This window comes from Nocardia noduli, assembly GCF_019038455.1.
Classification (GTDB): Bacteria; Actinomycetota; Actinomycetes; order Mycobacteriales; family Mycobacteriaceae; genus Nocardia; species Nocardia noduli.
In genome coordinates this window covers 1-22,485 of sequence record NZ_JAFMPL010000050.1, presented here as the reverse complement: position 1 = coordinate 22,485, position 22,485 = coordinate 1, and the positions used below count along the sequence as shown (strand labels likewise).

Here is a 22,485-nt window from a genome sequence, read left to right as displayed (position 1 = left end):
TCATCGACGGCGGGTGGTTTCCGGGCGTAGATAGCCTTCGATCGCGTGGCCCAGTTCGGCGTCGAGTTCGGGTCCCGGCAGCAGCGCCGCGACGGTCGCGGCCGATTGGACCGCGGACTGGGTGACCAGCAACAGCATGGTGGCCAGCCGGGTCGGATCACCCGCACGGATGGAGCCGTCGGACTGTCCTTCGCCGATCACCGAGGCGAACAATTCGACGAGGGTGCGCTGATTGCGTCCGAGCCGCCCGAACACGTAGGTGAGCATCAGATCGGTATCGGTGCGGAAGATCTTGCCGAACAGCGGATTCGACCGAATCGTCGCCGCGCCCGCGACGATGCCGCGCACCAGCCGGGCGCGGGCCGTTCCGCCCGCGGGCATGGTCTCGGCGATGATCGCGCGCAGCTCACGGACCAGGAGTTCGGCCACCAGCGAACCGGTATCGGGCCACCGCCGATAGACGGTGGGCCTGCTCACCCCGGCGCGCCGGGCCACCTCGGTCAGCGTGGTCCTGCGGACGCCGAACTCCTCGACGCAGGCGCGCGCCGCGTCGAATATCGCGAGATCGACGGCGGAGAGCGGGGTTTCGTTCTCGGCCGCGTCGGGGGTTGGCATGTTCACCGCCGGATATCGGCGGCACCTCGGTGCCGCGTGTACGTGTCGAATCATTACTACTTGACGTTCTATGTCAAACTGTAACGCATGGTCGAGACGAAGCGCACCGGCGCGGATTCGGTTCCCGTGGCAAACCAGGGTGCGGCGCCGCCGTCAGCGAGTATGGTGTGGGACGCCTGGGGAATTCAGGCCGGACATCAGCCACTTCCGGCGCAGATCCGCGACCTGCTCTCGCAGGTTTTCGGGGTGTCCGGCGACCCGGTGGCGCGCCGCGATGAGGGCGACGTGCCGCTCCGCGAGTCGGTGCTCACACCGGCACAACGAGACGGGCTGGTCGCGGTGGTCGGTGCGGGCAATGTGTCGACCGATCACCGCGACCGCCTCTTGCACGCGGGCGGTAAGAGCACTCCCGACCTGCTGCGACGCCGCGCCGACGGCCCCCAGGACGCTCCCGACGCCATCGTCGCGCCCGCCGATCACGAGCAGGTGGTCGAGGTGCTCGCCTCGTGTGCCGAACACGCCGTCGCGGTGGTGCCCTTCGGCGGCGGGACCAGCGTGGTGGGTGGCGTCGACCCGGTGCGCGGCCGTTTCGACACCGTGATCGCACTCGACCTACGACGTCTCGACACGATCTCCCACGTCGATCCCGTCAGTGGCACCGCGACACTCGGAGCCGGGCTCACCGGCCCGCGAACGGAGGAATTGCTCGCCGCGCAAGGGCTTTCGCTCGGGCATTTCCCACAGAGTTTCGAATTCGCCACCATCGGCGGCTTCGCGGCCACCCGCTCGTCCGGGCAGGCGTCGGCGGGGTACGGCCGCTTCGACGACATGGTGCAGCGGCTGACGGTCGCCACGCCGAGCGGCACCCTGGTACTGGGCCGAGCGCCCGCCTCCGCCGCGGGCCCCGACCTCCGGGAACTGTTCCTCGGTTCCGAAGGGGTCCTCGGCGTCATCACCGAGGTCACCGTGCGGGTGCGTCCCCGACCCGAGACCGTCGGATATCAGGCCTGGTCGTTCCCGGATTTCGCGACCGGGGCCGCCGCTCTGCGCACGGTGGTGCAGGCGGGCGCGGCGCCGACGGTACTTCGCCTGTCCGACGAGGCCGAGACCGGCCTGAACCTGGCCCGATCCGGCGATATCGGCGGCAACGCGGTATCGGGGTGTCTGGCCGTCACCACCTACGAGGGCACCGCCGCGCACGTGGCGGCGCGGCAGGCCGAGGCCGAAGCGCTGCTGAGCGCGGCGGGTGGCACCGCACTCGGAGAGACCCCGGCGCGGCAGTGGGAGCACGGTCGCTTCGCCGCCCCCTACACGCGCGACGCGCTGCTGGACCTCGCGGTGCTGTGCGAGACGCTGGAGACCGCGACCACGTGGTCCAACCTCGCCGCCCTCAAGGCGAAAGTGACGGCGGCACTGACGGATTCGCTGACCGCGCAGGGCACGCCGCCGCTGGTGATGTGCCATATCTCGCATACCTACCCGACCGGCGCCTCGCTGTACTTCACGATCGTCGCCGCGCAGACCGACGATCCGATCGCGCAGTGGGCCATCGCCAAGCGGGCGGTCGGCGACGCGATCGTCGCGGGCGGGGGCACCATCACCCACCACCACGCGGTCGGCACCGATCACCGGCCGTGGATGCCCGACGAGATCGGCGACCTCGGTGTCCGGGTGTTGCGCGCGGTGAAACAGGAATTGGACCCCGCCGGCATCCTCAATCCCGGGAAGCTGATCCGATGACAGAGGTCTATTCGGAGTCGCCACGCGCCCTTCGCCGCGCCCTGGTCGTCACCAATCGGCTCTCCGGACTGGGCAAAGGGCACGACACCGCCACCGCCGCCGTGGCCAGGCTCGCCGAACGCGGCGTCGAGATCACCGAGATCCGTGCCCCGTCGGCCGCCGAATCCGTACGCCTGGTGCGTGATTCGCTGACCGACCCGGCCGGACGCCCGGACGCGGTGATCTGTGTCGGCGGTGACGGACTGGTCTGTGTGATCCTGGAGGCCATCGCCGAGACCGGGGTCCCGCTCGGCCTGATACCGAGCGGCACCGGCAACGATCTGGCCCGTGCGCTCGGGGTGCCGACCGATGATCCGGTGGCCGCGGCGGATCTGGTGCTCGCGGGCCGGACCAGGGTGGTCGACCTGGGACGTATCGAGTCGACGGGTATCGCGCCGATGTGGTTCGCCACCGTCACCGGCACCGGATTCGATGCCCGAGTCACGTTGCGCGCCAACGAGATGCGCTGGCCGAAGGGGCCGTCGCGCTACAGTTTCGCCGCTCTCGCCGAACTCGCGGGCGGACTCGCGGTGCCGTATCGGATCGAGCTGTCCGGTGTCGCGCCGGGGGCGCTGGACAATCCGGCGGGCGACACCGTCCTCGAGACCGAGGCCGTCATGGTCGCGGTCGGCAACTCCAGGACCTACGGCGGCGGCATGCTGATCTGCCCGGACGCCGAGATGGACGACGGGCTGCTCGACCTGACCGTGGTCGGCAAGGTGTCGCGGCTGGAAATGCTCAAACTGCTGCCCGCGCTGTCGGCGGGTAAGCGGATCGACCACCCGGCCACCAAGCGCTACCGGGTCGAGCAGGTCACGCTGTCCGCGCCGTCGGCCCCCGCGACCGCCGACGGTGAACCGGCGGGCATGCTGCCCGCGACGCTGCGCGCGGTTCCCGGCGCGCTCACCGTCCTGGTCCGGTGAGCGCGGATCGGCTCATCCGCCGAAAGTGATGCGCCGGATGGCGTTCACGGCCGACCGGTCGACGACCACCACCGATGCGGACCGCACCGCGTCCGGGTCCATGGCCGTCACGGAATCGATCAGACGCTGCCAGCGACGCACGTGCAGGCGGAAGGACACCCCGTTCACCCTCCGCCCGCGTGCGTGCTGACCGGCCATGGCGTCGAGCGGCGGCACGTCGACCATCACCAGGTGCAGTTCGCGCTCGAACCCGACAGTCCAGCGACGGATCATCGCGCGCGCCCAGCCGAAGGTGGCGCAGTCGTGGATCACCACGGGGCCCGGCGCGTCCCGCAAGGCGGCCCTGATGCCCGCGTAGTGCGCGACGTGTACGACGGGTCGCCACAGCGGGTAGGGCAGCCAGCCGAGTTTGCGCCGCCAGCGATTTCGCGCGTGATGCGAATCCAGGACGAGTACGCCGCCCGGCCCGTGCGGCGCCGCCTCGGCCTCGGCGGTGGCCCCGAAGAACAGGCGCAGCGCCGTACTCTTGCCCGCCCCCGGCACACCCGCGAAGACCAGCGCGGCGGCGTTCGGGTAGCGCAGTTCCTCGACCGGATCGCCACGCAGATCGTGGACCGAATCCGGCGCGAGGATCCGTGCGGGCGCGACCGGCGATCGCGGTTCCGGAGAATAGGCGGGCATGGCGTCAAGCGGGGGGCTCATATTTCCCAGAGTCACCGGTCCCACCCGATTCGGCAACAGGGAAACCCCTGAATTATCGGGATGATTCGGACACGGAGGCCGCGTGCCGAAATCGGCGGGTGCGCGCACGCCCGTCGCGGATTCGGCGAGCGCGCAACCGGATCCGACCGCCGGGGTGTCGGGCAGGTCGGATCGGCTCCGGCGGACAGGGCCCGCGCTACCAGGTCGGACTGCTCCCGGGCTCGCGGATCCGGCGTCGAATGTGGCCGAAATCGCACCGCGGCCGACCCGCCCGTCGTGGCGAACCGGATCGACGCTGATCGGACGGCCACCACGACCGTCGCGCAACCGATGGGCCATGGTGGGCACCGGTATTGTGACATTCACCAGAAGCTGAGAATTGCTTGTGGATTCGATGCTTACATCTCTATCGCCGGTAAGCTCAGGGGTGTAGGCGGAGTCTTCGGTGTCCCTCATCCACCGAAGACTCCGCCTAACCCGTGCGAGGGCCTTTTATGAGCTCAGGACCACGGCAACTAGAATGCCGGGGTGACCAGCGCAGCCCCTGACAACTCGCGTAATCGTGCCGATGCCCTCCCCAAGAGCTGGAACCCCAGCGAGGTGGAGGCCGAGATGTACGAGCGCTGGGTAGCCGCGGGGTACTTCGTCGCCGATCCCGGCAGCGCCAAGCCCGGGTATTCCATCGTGCTCCCGCCGCCGAACGTCACCGGCAGTCTGCACATGGGCCACGCCCTCGACCACACGCTGATGGACACCCTGTCCCGCCGCAAGCGCATGCAGGGTTACGAAGTGCTGTGGCTGCCCGGCATGGACCACGCCGGAATCGCCACCCAGACCATCGTCGAGAAACAGCTCGCGGTGGACGGGAAGACGAAAGAGGATTTCGGCCGCGAACTGTTCATCGACAAGGTCTGGGACTGGAAGCGCGAATCCGGCGGACAGATCCAGTGGCAGATGCGCGCGCTCGGCGACGGCGTCGACTGGAGCCGCGACCGGTTCACCATGGACGACGGACTGTCGCGCGCGGTGCAGACGATCTTCAAACGTCTCTACGACGCGGGCCTGATCTATCGCGCCGAGCGGCTGGTCAACTGGTCGCCCGAGCTGCGGACCGCGATCTCCGATATCGAGGTGAAGTTCGAGGACGTCGAGGGTGAACTCGTCTCCCTGCGCTACGGCTCGCTCGACGACGCCGAACCGCACGTGATCGTGGCGACCACCCGGGTGGAGACCATGCTGGGCGACACCGCGGTCGCGGTGCACCCGGAAGACCCCCGATACAAGGCTCTGATCGGCACCACCATCGAACATCCGATCACCGGTCGGCAGATCCCGATCATCGGCGACGATTACGTCGACCCGGAATTCGGCACCGGCGCGGTGAAGATCACCCCCGCCCACGATCCGAACGACTTCGAGATGGGGCTGCGGCACAACCTGCCGATGCCGAGCATCATGGACGAGAGCGGCCGAATCGTCGACACCGGAACCAGATTCGACGGTATGGACCGTTTCGAGGCCAGGGTCGCGGTGCGTGAGGAACTCGCCGGACTCGGCCGCGTGGCCGCCGAGAAGCGGCCCTACCTGCACAGCGTCGGCCATTCCGAGCGCAGCGGCGAGCCGATCGAGCCGCGCCTGTCCATGCAGTGGTGGGTCAAGGTCGAATCGCTCGCCAAGGCCGCGGGTGACGCGGTGCGCAACGGCGACACCGTGATCCACCCGCCGAGCCAGGAACCGCGCTGGTTCGACTGGGTCGACAACATGCACGACTGGACCATCTCGCGCCAGCTGTGGTGGGGTCACCGCATCCCGATCTGGTACGGCCCCGAGGGCGAAGTGCTGTGTGTCGGGCCGGACGAGACCGCGCCCGAGGGGTGGGTGCAGGACCCGGACGTGCTCGACACCTGGTTCTCCTCCGGGCTGTGGCCCTTCTCGACCATGGGCTGGCCCGCCGACACCGCCGAGTTGGAGAAGTTCTATCCGACAAGCGTTCTCGTCACCGGCTACGACATCCTGTTCTTCTGGGTGGCCAGGATGATGATGTTCGGGACGTTCGTCGCCGAGGATTCAGCGATCACCGCGGGTAAGCCCGCCGACGCGGTGCAGGTGCCGTTCCGCGACGTGTTCCTGCACGGGCTGATCCGTGACGAGCACGGCAAGAAGATGTCCAAATCGCGCGGCAACGGCATCGACCCGCTCGACTGGATCCGGTCCTTCGGCGCGGACGCCCTGCGTTTCACCCTGGCCCGTGGCGCACAGCCCGGCGGTGACCTCTCGGTCGGCGAATCGCACGCGCTCGCCTCGCGCAACTTCGTCACGAAACTGTTCAACGCCACCAAATTCGCGTTGATGAACGGCGCGCGCCCCGGCGATCTGCCCGAGCGTGCCACCCTGACCGACGCCGACCGCTGGATCCTCGACCGGTTCGAGGAAGTGCTCGCCGAGGTGGACTCGGCCTTCGACGCCTACGAGTTCGGCAAGGCGTGCGAGGCGCTGTTCCACTTCGCCTGGGACGAATTGTGCGACTGGTACCTGGAACTCGCGAAGGTCCAGTTCGCGGCGGGCGACGCGCGCGCCGAATCGACCAGCGTCGTGCTCGGCACGGTGCTCGACTCGGTGCTGCGCCTGCTGCACCCGGTGATCCCGTTCGTCACCGAATCGCTCTGGCAGGCGCTGACCGGCGGTGAATCCATCGTGATCGCGGCGTGGCCGCAGGCTTCCGGGGTGCCCGCCGACACGGTGGCCGCCCAGCGCGTCGCCGACGCGCAGGAGTTGATCACCGAGGTCCGCCGGTTCCGCAGCGATCAGGGTCTGGCCGACAAGCAGAAGGTGCGCGCCAGGCTGACCGGTCTGGACGAGGCCGGACTCACCGGCCTGCGCGAGGCGGTCACCTCGCTGGCACGGCTCACCGATCTGGAGGACGGTCAGGACACGAGCGCCTCGGTCGAGGTCAGGCTCAGCCTGACCACCGTGGTGGTCGGACTGAACACCGAGGGCGCGGTCGACCTGGAGGCCGAGCGCCGCCGCCTGGAGAAGGATCTCGCCGCCGCGGAGAAGGAACTGGTCGGCACCGACGCCAAACTCGGCAACGAGGCGTTCCTGGCCAAGGCCCCGGAACCGGTGGTCGACAAGATCCGGTCCCGCCGCGACGTCGCCTCCGCCGAGGTTGCCCGTATCGGCGCGAGGCTCGCGGAATTGGCCTCGAAGTGAACGACGAGCCGGAGCGCCGGTACCACGACGACAGCGGGTCGACCTGGCTCGGCACCGGCCCGTCTCCGGTGGATCTCGCCGAAATGGCGCTGGTCGAGGCCGAACTCGACAAACGCTGGCCGGAGACCAAGATCGAGCCGTCGCTGGCCAGGATCGCGGCGCTGATGGATCTGCTCGGTTCCCCGCAGCAGAACTACCCGTCGATCCATATCGCGGGCACCAACGGCAAGACCTCGGTGACCAGGATGATCGACGCGCTACTCACCGCGCTGCACCGGCGCACCGGCCGGATCACCAGCCCGCATCTGCAATTGGCGACCGAGCGGATCAGTATCGACAACCATCCGATCACCCCGGCCGCCTACGTCGAGACCTATCGCGAACTCTTGCCCTACGTCGAGTTGATCGACCGGCAGTCCGCCGAGGCCGACGGTCCGGCCATGAGCAAATTCGAAGTGCTGACCGCGATGGGCTTCGCGGCGTTCGCGGAGGCACCGGTCGACGTCGCGATCGTGGAGACCGGGCTCGGCGGCACCTGGGACGCGACCAATGTGGTCGACGGCCAGGTCGCGGTGATCACACCGATCGGGCTCGACCACACCGACTTCCTCGGCAACGATCTCGCCACCATCGCGGGGGAGAAGGCCGGAATCATCAAACGCGCGCCGGAGAGCCTGGTACCGCGCGACACGGTCGCGGTGATCGCCCAGCAGGAGCCGGAGGCGATGGACGTGCTTTTGCGCCGCGCCGTCGAGGTCGATGCCGTGGTCGCCCGCGAGGGCGCGGAATTCCGGGTACTGGCCCGGCGGATCGCGGTGGGCGGTCAGCAGATCGAATTGCAGGGGCTCGGCGGGGTCTACGACGAGATCTTCCTGCCGCTGCACGGTGAGCACCAGGCCCGCAACGCCGCGCTCGCGCTGGCCGCGGTGGAGGCGTTCTTCGGGGCGGGCGCGTCCCGCCAGCTCGATATCGAGGCGGTGCGCGCCGGTTTCGCGAACGTGGCGAGTCCCGGCCGGATGGAACGGATGCGCAGCGCGCCGACCATCTTCATCGACGCCGCCCACAATCCGGCGGGCGCGCGCGCCCTGGCCGCCACGCTGACCTCGGAATTCGACTTCCGCAAACTCGTCGGCGTGGTCGGTGTGCTCGCGGACAAGGACGCGGCGGGCATCCTGGAGGCACTGGAACCGGTCTTCGACGAGATCGTCGTCACCGACAACGGATCCCCCCGCGCGATGGATGTCGACAGCCTGGCCAATCTCGCGGTCCAGCGCTTCGGTGACGAGCGCGTGGTGACCGCCGAAACCCTCCCGGACGCGGTCGAGACCGCGATCGCCATCGCCGAAGAGGTCGGCGAGGCGGGCGAGATGGTCTCCGGCGCGGGCGTGGTGGTGACCGGATCGGTGGTCACCGCCGGTGCGGCCCGCGCCCTGTTCGGAAAGGACCCGATGTGAGTCCAGCAGGCGGCGAATCCGGCGCGACCGGCGGTCCGGAAGGTGAGAACGGCGCGCCGCCGGTCGCGCCGCCGACCACCGACCCGTGGAAGGGTTTCCGCGGCGTGATGGCGGGGACCCTGGTGCTCGAGGCCATCGTGGTGCTGCTGGCGCTGCCGGTGCTCGCCGACGTCGGCGGTGGCGTCACCTGGGCTTCGGGCATCTATATCGTCGTGCTCGCGGTGCTGATGTTCCTCGGGGCCGGGTTACAGGGCAGGTCGTGGGCGCTCGCCTACGATCTCGGGTTGCAGGTGCTGCTCATCGCCGGTGCGATCTTCCACCTGTCCATCGGTGTCATCGGCATCGTGTTCGCCGTCGTCTGGGGTTTCATCCTGGTCCTGCGCCACGATGTGAAGCGCCGGATGGAGGCGGGACTGCTGCCGAGTCAGCGCGTCCGCCCGCCGGGTTAGCGGCCGGGGAGCGCGCTGGTTCGGTACACCGTACGGTCGCCGGTTAGGCTGTGCGCCGTGACTGAGCAGACGTTGGTACTCATCAAGCCGGACGGCGTGGCCCGTGGCCTGGTCGGCGAGGTGCTGGCCCGAATCGAGCGCAAGGGCCTCAAGATCGCCGCCCTCGAGCTGAAGCAGGTATCCGAGGAACTGGCGGGGGAGCACTACGCCGAGCATGCCGAGAAGCCGTTCTTCGGTTCCTTGATCGAGTTCATCACCTCCGGTCCGGTCGTCGCGGCCGTCCTCGAAGGCCCCCGCGCGATCGCGGCATTCCGTCAGATCGCGGGCGGCACCGATCCGGTCGAGAAGGCCGTCCCCGGCAGCATCCGCGGGGACTTCGGTCTCGAAACCCAGTACAACCTGGTTCACGGCTCCGATTCGCCGGAATCCGCCAAGCGCGAGATCACCCTCTGGTTCCCGCAGTTCCCGGTCTGATCCACCCCCCGTCCCCCGATTCCGGCCACCGCTGAACGCGCCGGAGAAGACGGGGGTCATCGCCCTTCCCGCCCCGCCACCGGACCGAGTACGGGCGGGGTTGTCCCGGACGCAGTCGTGCGCCGATGGCGAACCGTCTGCGCACGATGTGGGATACTGGAAGCGGTTACCAACGGTTCCGACTGTTCGCGCAGGTACGCGGACTATCGGTGACCGAGGCAACCGGATGACACCGCGGTTTCGATGCCGATCATCGCTGCTACGGATATCCACACCTGCTCGAGTGGTGCGGCTGTTCGCGTCGGCACGCTGGATGAACGCTCGATCCGCGGAGTTCAGCCAAGCCAGGCGCCGCGTGACCAGTCAGCCCGACAGACGAGAAATATGGTGTTGACCGGGCACGCGGGGCGAGACCATACGACCTTGCGCCGCCGGCGCGAGGTGAACGGACAGCGCCCCCGCGTCGGCCGCGTCACTCCGTACCGGGAGGGACGCGCCCGGGGGCCTCGAGGAGACTTCGTGGCCGATCAAGAGCCGCTGGAAACAACATCACAGGATGCCGATCAATTGCCGGAGCGAATCCGAGTTCACGCGCTTGCCAAGCGGCTGGGAGTGACGAGCAAACGAATCCTGGCCAAGCTCGCCGAGTTGGGTGCCGACGCGCGTAGCGCGCAGTCGAACGTGGATCGAGCCGTCGCGGAGTCGGTCCGCGACAGTCTCGAGTCCCCGGAGACCGAGGCGCCCGCTCCCGAGACGGCGGAGGAGACCGAGACACGCCAGGCGGCAGCAGCCACCGCGCGCGGCCTCATGTTCTCCCGACCCGATCCGGTGCACGCCGGACAGGCCGAGGCCGATCAGACACCGGCGCATCAGCCGTCGGTGCAGCTGTTCACCCACGCCGTCACCGAGGAGCCGCACGTCACCGCGCCTCCCGTCTTCGAATCCGCGTCGGTGGCCGCGCCGCTGTTCCTACCGCCGGACGCCACGGCGGTCGAGCAGGTGCGCAAGCAGCGCCGTACCGAGCGGGAGGTCCGCCGGACCGAGGAGCCGCCCGTCGTCGAAGCCGAGGACGAGGCGGACACCACCGAGGACGACGGTGACAACGCCGATCAGTCCGGTGACGCCGACGGTCAGCCGCGTCGCAGGCGTCGTGGCCGCCGTGGCCGTGGCCGCGGTCGGGGCGAACAGCATTCCGACGCCGACGGTGACGACGAGGACAACGCCGACACCGATTCCGAGGACGACGCGTCGGCCGCCGAGCACGCAGACGCAGGCGCCGAACAGGGTTCCGACGACACCGACACCGACGACGACGAGAACGCGCCGGAGGGTTCGAGCCGCCGTCGTCGTCGCAGGCGCCGCCGCAAGGTCGGCGGCGAGGGCGCGGAGAGCGAACCGGTCTCCGAGGACGACCCCCCCAACACCGTCGTGCACGAGCGCGAACCGAGGAACAAGAGCCGTGGCCGCGCCGCCGCGGCGGCGACTTCCTCCGACGAAGTACAGGGCATCAGCGGGTCCACCCGGCTCGAGGCCAAGCGTCAGCGTCGGCGCGACGGTCGCGAGGCCGGTCGCCGTCGCCCGCCGATCCTGACCGAATCGGAATTCCTCGCTCGCCGCGAAGCGGTCGACCGGGTGATGGTGGTGCGCGAGAAGGCGTTCCCCGACCACCCGACCGCCACCCAGGTCGCCGTGCTCGAGGACAACATCCTGGTCGAGCATTTCGTCACCAGCACCGGGTCCGCCTCGATGGCGGGCAATGTCTATCTCGGCAAGGTGCAGAACGTGCTGCCGAGCATGGAAGCGGCGTTCGTCGACATCGGCCGCGGCCGCAACGGCGTCCTCTACGCCGGTGAGGTGAACTGGGAGGCCGCCGGTCTCGGCGGTAAGGAACGCAAGATCGAGCAGGCGCTGCGGCCCGGCGATCAGGTGCTCGTCCAGGTCTCCAAGGATCCGGTCGGCCACAAGGGCGCGCGCCTGACCACCCAGATCAGCCTCGCCGGACGGTTCCTGGTGTATGTGCCCGGCGGCACGTCCACCGGTATCAGCCGCAAACTGCCCGACACCGAGCGCAAACGTCTCAAGGAGATCCTGCGCGATATCGTGCCCTCCGACGCGGGCGTGATCATCAGGACCGCCTCCGAGGGCGTCGCCGAGGCCGAACTGGCCCGCGACGTCGAGCGGTTGCAGGCCACCTGGCGCACCATCGAGGAGCAGGCGGCCAAGGAGAACGGCGCGCCCAAGACCCTGTACGAGGAGCCCGATCTCCTGGTCAAGGTCATCAGGGATCTGTTCAACGAGGATTTCTCCAGGCTGGTCATCGAGGGCGATCGCGCCTGGAGCACGGTCGAGAAGTACATCGGCACCGTCGCGCCGGACCTGCTCGCGCGGGTGTCGCGCCACGACGGCGACAAGCTCGACGTCTTCGAGACCTACCGCATCGATGAGCAGTTGGCCAAGGGGCTCGATCGCAAAGTGTGGCTGCCCTCGGGTGGCACGCTGGTGATCGACCGCACCGAGGCGATGACGGTCATCGACGTCAACACCGGCAAGTTCACCGGTTCCGGCGGCAGCAATCTGGAGGAGACGGTCACCAGGAACAACCTGGAGGCGGCCGAGGAGATCGTGCGCCAGATGCGGCTGCGCGATATCGGCGGCATGATCGTCGTCGACTTCATCGACATGGTGCTCGAATCCAACCGGGATCTCGTGCTGCGCCGTCTCACCGAGGCGCTCGGCCGTGACCGCACCAGGCACCAGGTCTCCGAGGTGACCTCGCTCGGCCTGGTCCAGATGACCAGGAAGAAACTGGGCACCGGACTGGTCGAAGCCTTCTCGACGACCTGTGAACACTGCCACGGGCGCGGCATCCTCGTGCACACCTATCCGGTGGAGCCGTCGACGGCCGAGGACAACGCGGGTCGTAAGGAAACGGGTTCACGCAGGCGTCGGGGTCGGGACAAGAGCGCTCCGGCGCCCGCCGCCCCCGCCGTCGCCGATACCGCCGCCGAACCGGTCGAGGAGGACGCCGCCGTCAAGCGGGCGCATCCGGTCGCCCTGGCGATGGCGGCCCATCACGGCGAGGACGAGGACGAGGAGTCGGCCGAATTCGCCGAGTCGTCGACCGGTGGAGTCGAATCCGCGGCCTCGACGGCCGCGGTGGCCGAAACCGTCGAGTCCCCGGCCGAGGTCGTCGAAGCGGTCGACGCGGCCGCCGACGTCGCCGAGGTCGAGCAGCCCGAAGTCATCGCCGTCGTGGAAACCGCGGCCGAGACCGAGGCCGCGGAAGTGGCCGAGGTGGCGGCGAACGCGTTGCGCGAGGGCGCGGACGCGGTCGTGATCGAACAGCCGGAACCGGTCGAGGCGGTGCGGGCCACCGCTCCCGCCGAGACCAACGGTTCGCACGAACCGGCGGCGCGTCCCGCGCGTCGCAGGCGGGTCGCGCGGTCCGCCGCTGCGCCCGCCGCCGACAGCAGCGGCGCGGTGTTCGTGGTGTCGGGCAACGACCAGCCCGCCGCTCCGGTCATCGATTTCGCCGAGGACGTTCCCGAGGAAGTGGTGGCGCGCAAACCGCGTCGCCGGGCCGTCGGACGTCCGGCGGGGCCCCCCGTCGACGCGTGAGCACCGGCGTTCCGGTCGGCCGTCGATCGGCGGTCGACCGGAACGCGCGGGACGGTGGGTGACGATTTCCGGTCTCTCCGTGGCTGTTTGCCGCGAAGTGGCGGATCTCACGAATTCACCCGTCTCGTATGGCGCGACGCTCGCCGGGATATCCGGTGAACGCCGAGCCGACCGTGATCCCTTCGGATTTCGAGGGGTTATCGAGGGTCGGTGGGGTTCGCCCCGCGATCGCTATACGGTTGCCAGAGGCCGAATTGGTTGTAGGACATGGGTCTGGTAGCCTTGGACGGTCGCTGCCTGGCGATGGGCATCATGTGGTGGAGTTCCGCCACGCCCCCTGTGCAGCAACCAGCCAAGACACGGTCACGTCGCCTCCTGCGACGTGACTAAGCACGAGTGAACATCGAGTGGAGGAAGCCGACCGATGGCAACGTACGCAATCGTCAAGACCGGCGGAAAGCAGTACAAGGTCGCGGTCGGTGACCTGGTGAAGGTCGAGAAGATCGAGGGGGCTCCCGGTTCGTCCGTGGCGCTGTCCCCGGTTCTCCTCGTCGACGGCGCCGAGCTGACCACGGATGCGGCCGCCCTGGCCAAGGTTTCCGTGGCGGCCGAGGTCGTCGAGCAGACCAAGGGCCCGAAGATCCGCATCCACAAGTTCAAGAACAAGACCGGCTACCACAAGCGCCAGGGTCACCGTCAGCCGCTGACGGTCATCAAGGTCACCGGCATCAAGTAAGACTTCCGAGGAGAAACAGCTATGGCACATAAGAAGGGCGCGTCCAGCTCGCGGAACGGTCGCGATTCCAACGCCCAGCGACTCGGCGTCAAGCGCTTCGGCGGTCAAGCCGTCAACGCGGGCGAGATCCTGGTTCGCCAGCGCGGCACCCACTTCCACCCCGGCGTCAACGTCGGCCGTGGCGGTGACGACACCCTGTTCGCCCTCGCGGCGGGCGCGGTCCAGTTCGGCACCAAGCGTGGACGCAAGACCGTCAACATCGTCGTACCGGAGCCGGTTCAGGCCTGACCGCCTAAACCACTTCGACAGCGTAGAGCGGGTCAGGGTCGCAGAACCCTGGCCCGCTTTCGCGTTTTCACCGCGGCATGGCCGTGGCCCATCGTTGTCAGACCATCGCGTATCCGATCGACCCTGCCTCGCGCAGCACCGAGCCAAGAAGGAGGATGATTCGGCGTATGTCCAAATTCATCGACCGCGTCGTGCTTCACGTGCGCGCGGGTAAGGGCGGCCACGGCTGCGCGTCGGTGCTCAGGGAGAAGTTCAAGCCGCTGGGCGGGCCAAACGGCGGTAACGGCGGTAACGGCGGGGATGTGATCCTCGAGGTCGACCCGAACGTGCACACGCTGCTCGACTTCCACTTCCACCCGCACGCCAAAGCGGGTAACGGCAAACCTGGCGAGGGCAGCAATCGTGACGGCAAACAGGGCGAACCCCTGCTGCTGAAAGTGCCGGACGGCACTGTCGTCGTGGACAAGGACGGCATGATCGTCGCCGACCTGGTCGGTGCGGGCAACCAGTACATCGCCGCGCGCGGCGGCCGCGGCGGCCTCGGCAATGCCTCGCTGGCCTCGAAGGCGCGCAAGGCGCCCGGCTTCGCGCTGCTCGGCGAGGACGGCGACGAACGCGAACTCGTCCTCGAACTGAAGTCGGTCGCCGACGTCGGCCTCGTCGGTTTTCCTTCCGCGGGTAAATCCTCGCTGGTCTCTGTGCTGTCGGCCGCCAAACCGAAGATCGCGGACTACCCCTTCACCACCCTGGTGCCCAATCTCGGTGTCGTTGCCAGCGGTGACACCACGTTCACCGTCGCCGATGTACCCGGGCTGATTCCCGGCGCGAGCGAAGGTCGCGGTCTCGGGCTGGACTTCCTGCGCCACCTGGAGCGTTGCGCGGTACTCGCCCACGTGGTCGATTGCGCGACGCTGGAACCGGGCCGGGATCCCGTCTCCGACGTCGACGCGCTGGAAGCCGAACTCGCGGCCTACAAACCCGCGCTGAGCGCCGACGCCGACCTCGGTGACCTGGCCGATCGTCCGCGCGTGGTCATCCTCAACAAGGCCGATGTGCCCGACGCGGCGGAGCTGGCCGACATGGTCACCTCGGAATTCACCGCGCGCGGCTGGCCGGTGTTCGTGATCTCGGCGGTGAGCCGGGCGGGGCTGCGGCCGCTGACCTTCGCGCTCGCCGAGATGGTGCTGCAATACCGCGAGGACCATCCGAAGGCGGCGCCCAAACGGCCGATCATCCGTCCGATCGCGGTGGACGAGACCGGTTTCAGTGTCATCGCCGATCCGCAGGAGCCCGGCGGTTTCATCGTGCGCGGCACCCGGCCCGAGCGCTGGGTGCGACAGACCCAGTTCGACAACGCCGAAGCCGTCGGCTTCCTGGCCGACCGGCTGGCTCGACTCGGTGTCGAGGACGAACTGGTCAAGCAGGGCGCTGTCCCCGGCGCTCCGGTCACCATCGGCCACGTCACCTTCGAGTGGGAGCCGCAGATTTCCGCGGGTGTCGATATGGTGCCCACCGGTCGCGGTACCGATATTCGTCTGGAACAGTCCGACCGCATCGGCGCGGCCGAGCGCAAACACGCGTCGCGGGTGCGTCGCGGTCTGGTGAAAGAGGACGAGGAGTAGCCGTGCCTGCCGCGGTGTTCCGGTGGGCCACGGGTCTGCCGGAGTCCGGCTCGACGGTGGATTCTCTCGGGGTGCAGGGAGTTCGAAGGTGACACAGGTTAATTCGGAATCCGGCGTCGGTGCGGCGCGCGAGGCGATAGCGACCGCGCGCAGTGTCGTGGTGAAGATCGGGTCGTCGGCGTTGACCAGCATGAAGAGCGGGCTCGACACCGAGCGGCTGGATCGGCTCGCCGACGCCGTGGAGGCGCGCATGCGCGCCGGATCCGACGTGGTCGTCGTGTCGTCGGGCGCGATCGGGGCAGGCCTCGCACCGCTCGGATTGTCCACTCGGCCCAGGGATCTGGCGACCAAGCAGGCGGCGGCCAGCGTCGGACAGTTGGCCCTCGCGCACGCGTGGGGCACCTCCTTCGCCCGCTACGGCCGCACCGTCGGACAGGTGCTGTTGAGCGCCGACGACTTCTCCCGTCGCGAGCACCACCGCAATGCCCAGCGCACCCTGGACCGGTTGCGTTCGCTCGGCGCGGTCGCCGTGGTCAACGAGAACGACACGGTCGCCACCGAGGAGATCCGTTTCGGCGACAACGACCGGCTGGCGGCCCTGGTGGCACACCTGGTCGGAGCCGACGCCCTGATCCTGCTCTCCGATGTCGACGGACTCTACGACGGCGATCCGCGCAAGGGCGCGGCCACCTTCATCCCCGAAGTACGTAGCAGCGCCGACCTGGACGGCGTGATCGCCGGGAGCGGCGGCGCGCTCGGCACCGGCGGGATGGCGTCCAAACTGTCCGCCGCCCGCCTCGCCGCCGACGCCGGAGTTCCCGTGCTCCTCGCCGCTGCCGCCGACGCGGCTACCGCCCTCGCCTCCGGTTCGGTCGGCACGGCCTTCGCCGCACGCCCGGTTCGCCTGTCCGCCAGGAAGTTCTGGGTCAGGCACGCCGCCGACAGTCGCGGCGCGGTACTCATCGACGAGGGTGCGGTGCTCGCCGTCGCCCACCGCCGTCATTCCCTGCTCGCCGCGGGCATCGTCGGCGTGCGCGGTCGCTTCCACGGCGGTGACGTGGTCGACCTGGTCTCACCCGACGATCGCGTCGTCGCCCGCGGCGTCGTGGAATACGACAGCACCGAGTTGGCCGCCATGTTCGGCCGCTCCAGTGCCGAACTCCCGGAAACCATGCGTCGACCGGTGATTCACGCCGACGACCTGGTCAGCGTGGAGGAAAGCCCGCGTCGGTAATCGGCGAAACGATGGAACCGAAAGCTGTTGCCTCACGTCCAAGTAGAAGAAGGATCGTTGGAGGTAGCGGATGCGAGGACGACCGGTCGGGCACGGTGGGGTACGTCGAGAGTGGGCGGCTGTCCACGCTCGGGCGTTGCTATCGTGAAGCGCAGTCCATTGGAGAGGCGGGGGTTTCCGTGCGTGTGCTCGGTGTAGTCGCGGGTCTGTGCGCTGTGTTGGCGGTCGCGGGGTGTTCGGAGTCGGTCAGCGGGCAGCCGGAGGTGAGCGGTGCGCCGTTGACCAAGGAGCAGCTTTTCGATCCGTGCACGCTGCCCGAGAGTGCGATCGCGGCGACCGGTGCGGATCCCGCCACGAAGGATTCGAATCCATTCGGTACGCCGAGGGCAGAGTACATCGGGTGTAGATGGACGGCAGCCAATACCGATGGTCGCTGGGGGTTTTTCCTGCGGATCTCCTCGAGTACAAAACCGATCGAGGACTTCCGAAAGAATAAATACTTCAGAGACTTTCACGAGATCAAGGTGGGCGACAGGGCGGCTTACCAGTATTACGTGGGTAGCGATTTGCCTCCCACAACATGCGAGATATCCTTCGATACCAGCAAAGGTGTGGTCTCGGCCTCTGCCGATAAGTATGTCGATAGCGAGACCGGCACCGACCCTTGCGCATTAGCCCTCGGGGCAGTTTCGGAAGTCGTTGATGCGATACCTCGCTGATTCGACACGGAAGGTGGGGGAGGAATAGCAATGGCAAGTTCCGTCGAAGTCACCAGAGAGTTCGAGCGTCTCGCTGGTGAGGCATCCTCCGGCCAACTCATCATTGAATTCGATGCAGCCGAGCGATGCGCGAAGTGGTGCGATGACTATTGTGCCGAGCTGCGTATACTCATGACCCGCGCCCGCGACCTCGTATATGTCGACTCATTCGGCGATCTGAACTCCGCTTCGACCCTCGGGGTGAAATTTCAGACCCTGGCGAGAGGCGGACAGGGTTCGGGTTCTTATTCCGACGCGCTGAGCGATCACATCAAAATATTAGAAGCAATGGCCGATATGTACCGCAAAGCGGGAGCCGCCTACAAAGCCTGCGACGAGCAAACGCAGCAGGCGATCAAACAGCAGACGAACAAAGTGGCGTAGCCGGGGGGAATCATGTCGTTCGGTAAGTTCGTATCGGAGTTGGCGTCGGGTGGACCCGGCTATCTCGTCGACCGGGTAACCGGCCTCTTCGACGGCGATATCTCGCCCACCGATTCGGAATCGGCGGCCCAGAGCACCGGCAACGACTCGCGCAGCCGCCTCTACGCCGAGAACGTCTCGGAATCCAAGGGATTCGCGGGCGAATACACCTCACCGGTCGTCCCGCCGGTCATGGAGACTTTCGTCGGCATGCCGCATACGCGGATCATGAGTTTCATCGATTCCATCGGACTCGGGCAGCTGAGTTCCAGCGTCACGGCGTGGAAAGACCTCGCGACCGACACCACCACCAAGGCCACCACTTTTCACGACAATATCGCCAAGGAGATGGAGCGGGGCTGGTCCGGCGCTACCGCGAACAGCGCACTCTCGGCCGTGCGCGGTTACCTGGGCGACGTGCACAAGGTCGACCAGGCGGTATCGCTGATCGCGAACAAGATGGAAGAGGCCTACACCGGTTTCCAACAGGTCAGCTACCAGGTACCCCATCCATCGGAGGCGCGGGCCGACGGCAAACTCGCGAATGTCGTGAGCGCGGTCGGCGACAAGATTCTCGACGTGTCCGGCATGATCTCGGGCGCGGACACCCGCCGCGCGCAAGACGCCGAGGACAATGCCAACGAAGTGATGCGCACGGTCTATGCCCCGGTGGCGGCACAGGCAGACAACAACGTTCCGAAAGTCCCCTCGCCCACGACATCCGGCTCGGGTCCCGGCGGCGACAACGATGACGGGTCGAAGGAGCCGGGCGGCGGTGGATCCGGAAACTCGAACAATCCGCCGGGCAATACTCCCGACGGTGGCAAACCCGGGGCCGATAACCCCGGAACCGAAGATCCCGGCACCGGCAACCCGAACGAGGACGACAACGCCGACGACGACTCGAACGACACGTCCGACGACAACTCGTCGAAGTCGACCGAACCGGCGGCCGCGCAGACACCCGGTAATGCCGCACCCACCACACCGTCGAGCGCCGCGCCGTCGACCCCTTCGGGCCTCGGGTCCGGCGGGTCTCACGGCGGCGGCTCGCCTTCGGGTTCCGGAAGTCCGGGGGCCGGATCGGGCACTCCCGGAGCCGGTGGCAGCGTCCCGGGGTCGGGCAAGAGCGCGAACCCTACCTCGGCGGGCACGAGCGGTACCGCGGCATCGACCGGGCGAGCAGGTATGTCCGGCATGGGTGGAATGGGCGGCGGCCGTGGCGGCGGCGGGAAGGACGACGAGAGCGAACACAATGCCCCCGATTACCTGCGCGGCGTGCACGAGGAATTACTCGGCCCCGAAACTCTGTCCGTGCCCCCGGTGATCGGCGATCAGGAATGACCTGGGATCTCACCCCGCTGGAATTCTGGGTCGCGTGGGAGACGCTGGGCCGCGACCGAATGCCGTTCCCGCTCACCTTCCGAGCCGCTGTCGAAACCCAGGTCGAATTCGACCGGCAACGCCGGGACGCCGCGCGCGTTCTGGCCGAACGCATGGGCGACGATGATTCGCTGTACCACGCACTACACGCGATGGCCCACCCCGATATCCGCGTCGAGATGTTCGGCTATCGCCGCGACGGTCGAGACCGCATGATCCGCGCCTGCGCCGCCATCGAATCCGACGCCGGTGCGGTCGCCGCACAACTACCCGGCCTCGAATTCGGCACGGGCGCAACCATTCGCGTCGACCTGTGCTCGGCCCAGGCCACAGTGAAACGCCTTCTCTCGGTACTACCGGATATCGGCCCGGGAAGAGCGCCCGCCATCGACATCGCTCGCGAGGATTTCGACCGCCCCGCCGACCGAGGCGCCACCCGCCGCACCATCGGCGAACAAGCGACGCGCCTCCTCACCCGCCCGTTCCGCACCTATGCGGAAATTCGCGTCGACACCGGCCCCGCCCTCGACGGCTCCACCGACCGCGGCTCCCAGATCGTGATCGTCGACTACATCGACGACGGCCGCTACCGCATCCGAGAAGGCGACCGCATCGAAGCCACCCCGTCCCGCACCGACTCTATTTGCGCCGAAGTCACCACCATGGTGGACCGCGCCCGCCTCGAAGCCCGCGAAACAGCCTGGCGGTACTGAACTTCACCGCCCGGCTCCGAGCCGCTGCATAGGGATCCGCTGGGGCGCGGTACTGGCTCCACATGTCGACGCCGCCGTTCACCGCGGCGCGGCAGCATTTGAGCAGGTGTGTTGACCTGGTCCGTCCGAGCAGATTGCGCATGTCGGAGACGGCGAGCAAGGGCGCTCGCATTCTTGATGACTGACCGACATCTGATCTGTCGAACCGGTATCCGGCGTCCGGAACAGGGATGTGGGGTGAACAGTCCTCGGGCGGCTCCGTCGGCGGGAACGGCGGGTCCATGCCGCCCGGCGGGGGAGTTCCGGTGTCGTCGACCTCGCCGAATCGGATCGCGGTGACCGCAACTCTGTCGCGTGATGCCCTCGGCTCGAGAGGCTGGTGTGAGCGTGGGCGTTGGGTCGGCAGCATCTGTGGTGACAAGCCCGCCCGCACGCAGGTATGGGACGCGAGCGCGTGAGTGCCGGTGACAAAGGAAAGGGTGCCGTATGACCGCCATCCAACCACGCACGGCCGGGGTTTTCGACTCCGTCGCCGGTGTGATCGGCAATACTCCGCTGGTCCGGCTGAATCGCGTGACCGAAGGTATCGTGGCCGCCGTCTACGTGAAGCTGGAATATCTCAATCCCGGTGGGAGCGTCAAGGATCGGGCCGCGCTCTCCATGTTGGAGGCAGCCGAGGCGTCGGGGGAGCTCGGGCCGGGCGGCACCGTCGTCGAAGCGACGTCGGGTAATACCGGGATCGGGTTGGCCGCGGTGGCCGTCGCCAGGGGGTACCGGACGATCGTGGTCGTACCGGATAAGTCCAGCGGCGAGAAGATCGCGTTACTGCGTGCCTACGGAGCCGAGGTGATCGTCACCGTCGGTGGACGTCCGGTCGGCCATCCGGAGCATCTGCGCAGTGTCGCACTGCGATTGGCCGCGGAGATTCCCGGCGCGTGGTTCGCCGGGCAATACGACAACCCGGCCAATCCCGCCGCACACTACGCCACGACCGGGCCCGAGATCTGGGCGCAGACCGGTGGGCGCGTGACGCACTACGTGGCGGGGGTCGGGACCGGCGGCACCATCACCGGAGCGGGGGAGTTTCTGAAGGAGGTCTCCGGGGGCGCGGTGCGGGTCATCGGGGCCGACCCGGACTCCTCGGTCTACGGTGGGGGTGACGGCCGGGCCTGGTATGTCGAATCCGTCGGGCACTACCTGCATCCCGAGACCGAGGAAGATCTGTGGCCGATCTCGTACCACCCGGAGGTGGTCGACCACATCGAGCGGATTCCGGACGCCGAAGCGCTGCCGCTGCTGCACCGGCTGGCCCGGCTGGAGGGTTTGCTGCTCGGCGGCTCGTCCGGTACGTCGATCGCGGCGGCGCTGCGGGTGGCGCGGACACTGGGGCCCGAGGACGTGGTCGTGGTGATCGCGCCGGATTCCGGTCGGTCGTATCTGTCGAAGTACTTCGACGACGACTGGCTCGGGCGATTGGGATTCCCGCTGATCACACCGGTATCCGGGGCGACTGTCGCCGAGGTGATCGGTGCGGCCGGTGACCGGCCGCCGGTCGTGCCCTCCGGCTCGACCGTCGCTCAGGCGCGGGCACTACTCGGTACGCTGTCGGCGCTCCCGGTCCTGCTGACGCGTGAACTGCCCGGTCCGATCGTAGTGGCCGAAATACTCGGCACCGCAACCGGTTCGCGGCTCGCCGACGCACCCGACGACGATCCGGTGCAGGCGCACCTGGACCCGCCGCTACCCGTGATCGGCACGACGGATGCGGTAGAACGTGCGGCACGGCGGATCGCAGAGCACGCGGGACCGGTGCTGGTGGCGCACAACGGCACAGTGATCGCGCTCGTCGATGCCGCGCGGATCACTTCTGCCGCAACGGAATCAGCGTAGTCGAGACCGGACGGCAGCCGCGGAACTCGGGCTGCCGACCGGCAGGATTCCCGCGCCGCGAATCAGCCGAGTTCGGCCAATCGGGTCACCGCGGGGGCCATGCCGTCGATCCAGGCGGCGGGTGCGCCGGTGGTAGGGGTGACGATGGCGCTGTGGATACCGAGTTTCGCGTAATCGGCCATGGCGCGGACGAATTCGTCGCGGGTTTCGGGGG

18 protein-coding genes are annotated in these 22,485 nt (G+C 68.1%); 16 read left to right on the top strand and 2 right to left on the bottom strand.

Translation table 11 applies throughout. The features are described from left to right. Window positions 1–615, bottom strand: a complete 615-nt coding sequence (locus tag JZ792_RS23970) for a TetR/AcrR family transcriptional regulator (protein WP_216913635.1) — start codon at window positions 613–615, stop codon at window positions 1–3. 87 nt (window positions 616–702) lie between these two features. On the opposite strand from JZ792_RS23970, the gene JZ792_RS23965 reads away from it, so the two are divergent. Continuing rightward, on the top strand, window positions 703–2,355 hold the full coding sequence (locus JZ792_RS23965) for an FAD-binding oxidoreductase (RefSeq protein WP_216913590.1): 1,653 nt from the start codon (window positions 703–705) through the stop codon (window positions 2,353–2,355). Beyond that, a complete protein-coding gene (locus tag JZ792_RS23960) occupies window positions 2,352–3,317 on the top strand; it encodes a YegS/Rv2252/BmrU family lipid kinase (RefSeq protein ID WP_216913588.1) in 966 nt (321 codons plus the stop codon). The genes JZ792_RS23965 and JZ792_RS23960 overlap by 4 nt, the downstream gene beginning before the upstream one ends. A 12-nt stretch (window positions 3,318–3,329) precedes the next feature. Here JZ792_RS23960 and JZ792_RS23955 read toward each other — a convergent pair whose 3' ends face one another. Continuing rightward, complete coding sequence (locus tag JZ792_RS23955) at window positions 3,330–4,019, bottom strand: hypothetical protein (protein WP_254190254.1); 690 nt, start codon at window positions 4,017–4,019, stop codon at window positions 3,330–3,332. Window positions 4,020–4,547: 528 nt separating this feature from the next. Between JZ792_RS23955 and JZ792_RS23950 the strand changes: the two genes are divergently transcribed. The 14 genes from JZ792_RS23950 to JZ792_RS23885 all read left to right on the top strand — a co-directional run bounded on the left by JZ792_RS23950 (window position 4,548) and on the right by JZ792_RS23885 (window position 22,271). Beyond that, window positions 4,548–7,229, top strand: a complete 2,682-nt coding sequence (locus JZ792_RS23950; protein WP_216913586.1) for a valine--tRNA ligase — start codon at window positions 4,548–4,550, stop codon at window positions 7,227–7,229. Window positions 7,230–7,297: 68 nt separating this feature from the next. After that, on the top strand, window positions 7,298–8,683 hold the full coding sequence (gene folC / locus JZ792_RS23945) for a bifunctional tetrahydrofolate synthase/dihydrofolate synthase (protein WP_438804369.1): 1,386 nt from the start codon (window positions 7,298–7,300) through the stop codon (window positions 8,681–8,683). Then, a complete protein-coding gene (locus JZ792_RS23940; RefSeq protein ID WP_438804368.1) occupies window positions 8,680–9,132 on the top strand; it encodes a DUF4233 domain-containing protein in 453 nt (150 codons plus the stop codon). Before folC ends, JZ792_RS23940 begins: the two co-directional genes overlap by 4 nt. Before the next feature lie 57 nt (window positions 9,133–9,189). Continuing rightward, window positions 9,190–9,606 (top strand): nucleoside-diphosphate kinase, encoded by a 417-nt coding sequence (ndk, locus tag JZ792_RS23935; protein ID WP_216913585.1) that lies wholly within the window; start codon window positions 9,190–9,192, stop codon window positions 9,604–9,606. A 519-nt stretch (window positions 9,607–10,125) separates the two neighbouring features. Beyond that, window positions 10,126–13,224, top strand: coding sequence for a translation initiation factor IF-2 N-terminal domain-containing protein (locus JZ792_RS23930; protein WP_308165422.1), 3,099 nt, complete (start codon window positions 10,126–10,128; stop codon window positions 13,222–13,224). A gap of 424 nt (window positions 13,225–13,648) precedes the next feature. After that, on the top strand, window positions 13,649–13,960 hold the full coding sequence (gene rplU / locus JZ792_RS23925; protein WP_109523841.1) for a 50S ribosomal protein L21: 312 nt from the start codon (window positions 13,649–13,651) through the stop codon (window positions 13,958–13,960). A 21-nt stretch (window positions 13,961–13,981) separates the two neighbouring features. Further along, window positions 13,982–14,248 (top strand): 50S ribosomal protein L27, encoded by a 267-nt coding sequence (gene rpmA, locus JZ792_RS23920; protein WP_109523840.1) that lies wholly within the window; start codon window positions 13,982–13,984, stop codon window positions 14,246–14,248. Window positions 14,249–14,415: 167 nt separating this feature from the next. Further along, window positions 14,416–15,870 carry a GTPase ObgE gene (gene obgE, locus JZ792_RS23915; protein WP_216913581.1) on the top strand — a complete coding sequence of 485 codons (1,455 nt, stop codon included), beginning with the start codon at window positions 14,416–14,418 and terminating at the stop codon, window positions 15,868–15,870. An 88-nt stretch (window positions 15,871–15,958) separates the two neighbouring features. After that, window positions 15,959–17,104: a glutamate 5-kinase gene (gene proB, locus JZ792_RS23910; RefSeq protein ID WP_216913579.1), complete on the top strand. Its 1,146-nt coding sequence runs from the start codon at window positions 15,959–15,961 to the stop codon at window positions 17,102–17,104. Between the two features lie 11 nt (window positions 17,105–17,115). Further along, a complete protein-coding gene (locus JZ792_RS42695; RefSeq protein WP_256461471.1) occupies window positions 17,116–17,823 on the top strand; it encodes a DUF3558 domain-containing protein in 708 nt (235 codons plus the stop codon). A gap of 30 nt (window positions 17,824–17,853) precedes the next feature. Beyond that, window positions 17,854–18,246: a hypothetical protein gene (locus JZ792_RS23900; protein WP_216913574.1), complete on the top strand. Its 393-nt coding sequence runs from the start codon at window positions 17,854–17,856 to the stop codon at window positions 18,244–18,246. Window positions 18,247–18,258: 12 nt separating this feature from the next. Next, window positions 18,259–19,629 carry a PPE domain-containing protein gene (locus JZ792_RS23895; RefSeq protein WP_216913572.1) on the top strand — a complete coding sequence of 457 codons (1,371 nt, stop codon included), beginning with the start codon at window positions 18,259–18,261 and terminating at the stop codon, window positions 19,627–19,629. Further along, window positions 19,626–20,381 (top strand): ESX secretion-associated protein EspG, encoded by a 756-nt coding sequence (locus JZ792_RS23890; RefSeq protein ID WP_216913570.1) that lies wholly within the window; start codon window positions 19,626–19,628, stop codon window positions 20,379–20,381. The genes JZ792_RS23895 and JZ792_RS23890 overlap by 4 nt, the downstream gene beginning before the upstream one ends. 486 nt (window positions 20,382–20,867) lie before the next feature. Further along, window positions 20,868–22,271, top strand: coding sequence for a PLP-dependent cysteine synthase family protein (locus tag JZ792_RS23885; protein ID WP_216913568.1), 1,404 nt, complete (start codon window positions 20,868–20,870; stop codon window positions 22,269–22,271). Window positions 22,272–22,485: the final 214 nt, after the last annotated feature.

Bases quoted from the DNA above. Each gene is read 5' to 3' on its own strand.
- JZ792_RS23895 (WP_216913572.1), top strand. From the start codon at position 18,259: ATGTCGTTCGGTAAGTTCGTATCGGAGTTGGCGTCGGGTGGACCCGGC.
- rplU (WP_109523841.1), top strand. From the start codon at position 13,649: ATGGCAACGTACGCAATCGTCAAGACCGGCGGAAAGCAGTACAAGGTC.
- JZ792_RS23890 (WP_216913570.1), top strand. From the start codon at position 19,626: ATGACCTGGGATCTCACCCCGCTGGAATTCTGGGTCGCGTGGGAGACG.
- JZ792_RS42695 (WP_256461471.1), top strand. From the start codon at position 17,116: ATGGAACCGAAAGCTGTTGCCTCACGTCCAAGTAGAAGAAGGATCGTT.
- JZ792_RS23955 (WP_254190254.1), bottom strand. From the start codon at position 4,019: ATGAGCCCCCCGCTTGACGCCATGCCCGCCTATTCTCCGGAACCGCGA.
- JZ792_RS23900 (WP_216913574.1), top strand. From the start codon at position 17,854: ATGGCAAGTTCCGTCGAAGTCACCAGAGAGTTCGAGCGTCTCGCTGGT.
- obgE (WP_216913581.1), top strand. From the start codon at position 14,416: ATGTCCAAATTCATCGACCGCGTCGTGCTTCACGTGCGCGCGGGTAAG.
- JZ792_RS23970 (WP_216913635.1), bottom strand. From the start codon at position 615: ATGCCAACCCCCGACGCGGCCGAGAACGAAACCCCGCTCTCCGCCGTC.
- JZ792_RS23885 (WP_216913568.1), top strand. From the start codon at position 20,868: ATGACCGCCATCCAACCACGCACGGCCGGGGTTTTCGACTCCGTCGCC.
- rpmA (WP_109523840.1), top strand. From the start codon at position 13,982: ATGGCACATAAGAAGGGCGCGTCCAGCTCGCGGAACGGTCGCGATTCC.
- JZ792_RS23965 (WP_216913590.1), top strand. From the start codon at position 703: ATGGTCGAGACGAAGCGCACCGGCGCGGATTCGGTTCCCGTGGCAAAC.
- JZ792_RS23960 (WP_216913588.1), top strand. From the start codon at position 2,352: ATGACAGAGGTCTATTCGGAGTCGCCACGCGCCCTTCGCCGCGCCCTG.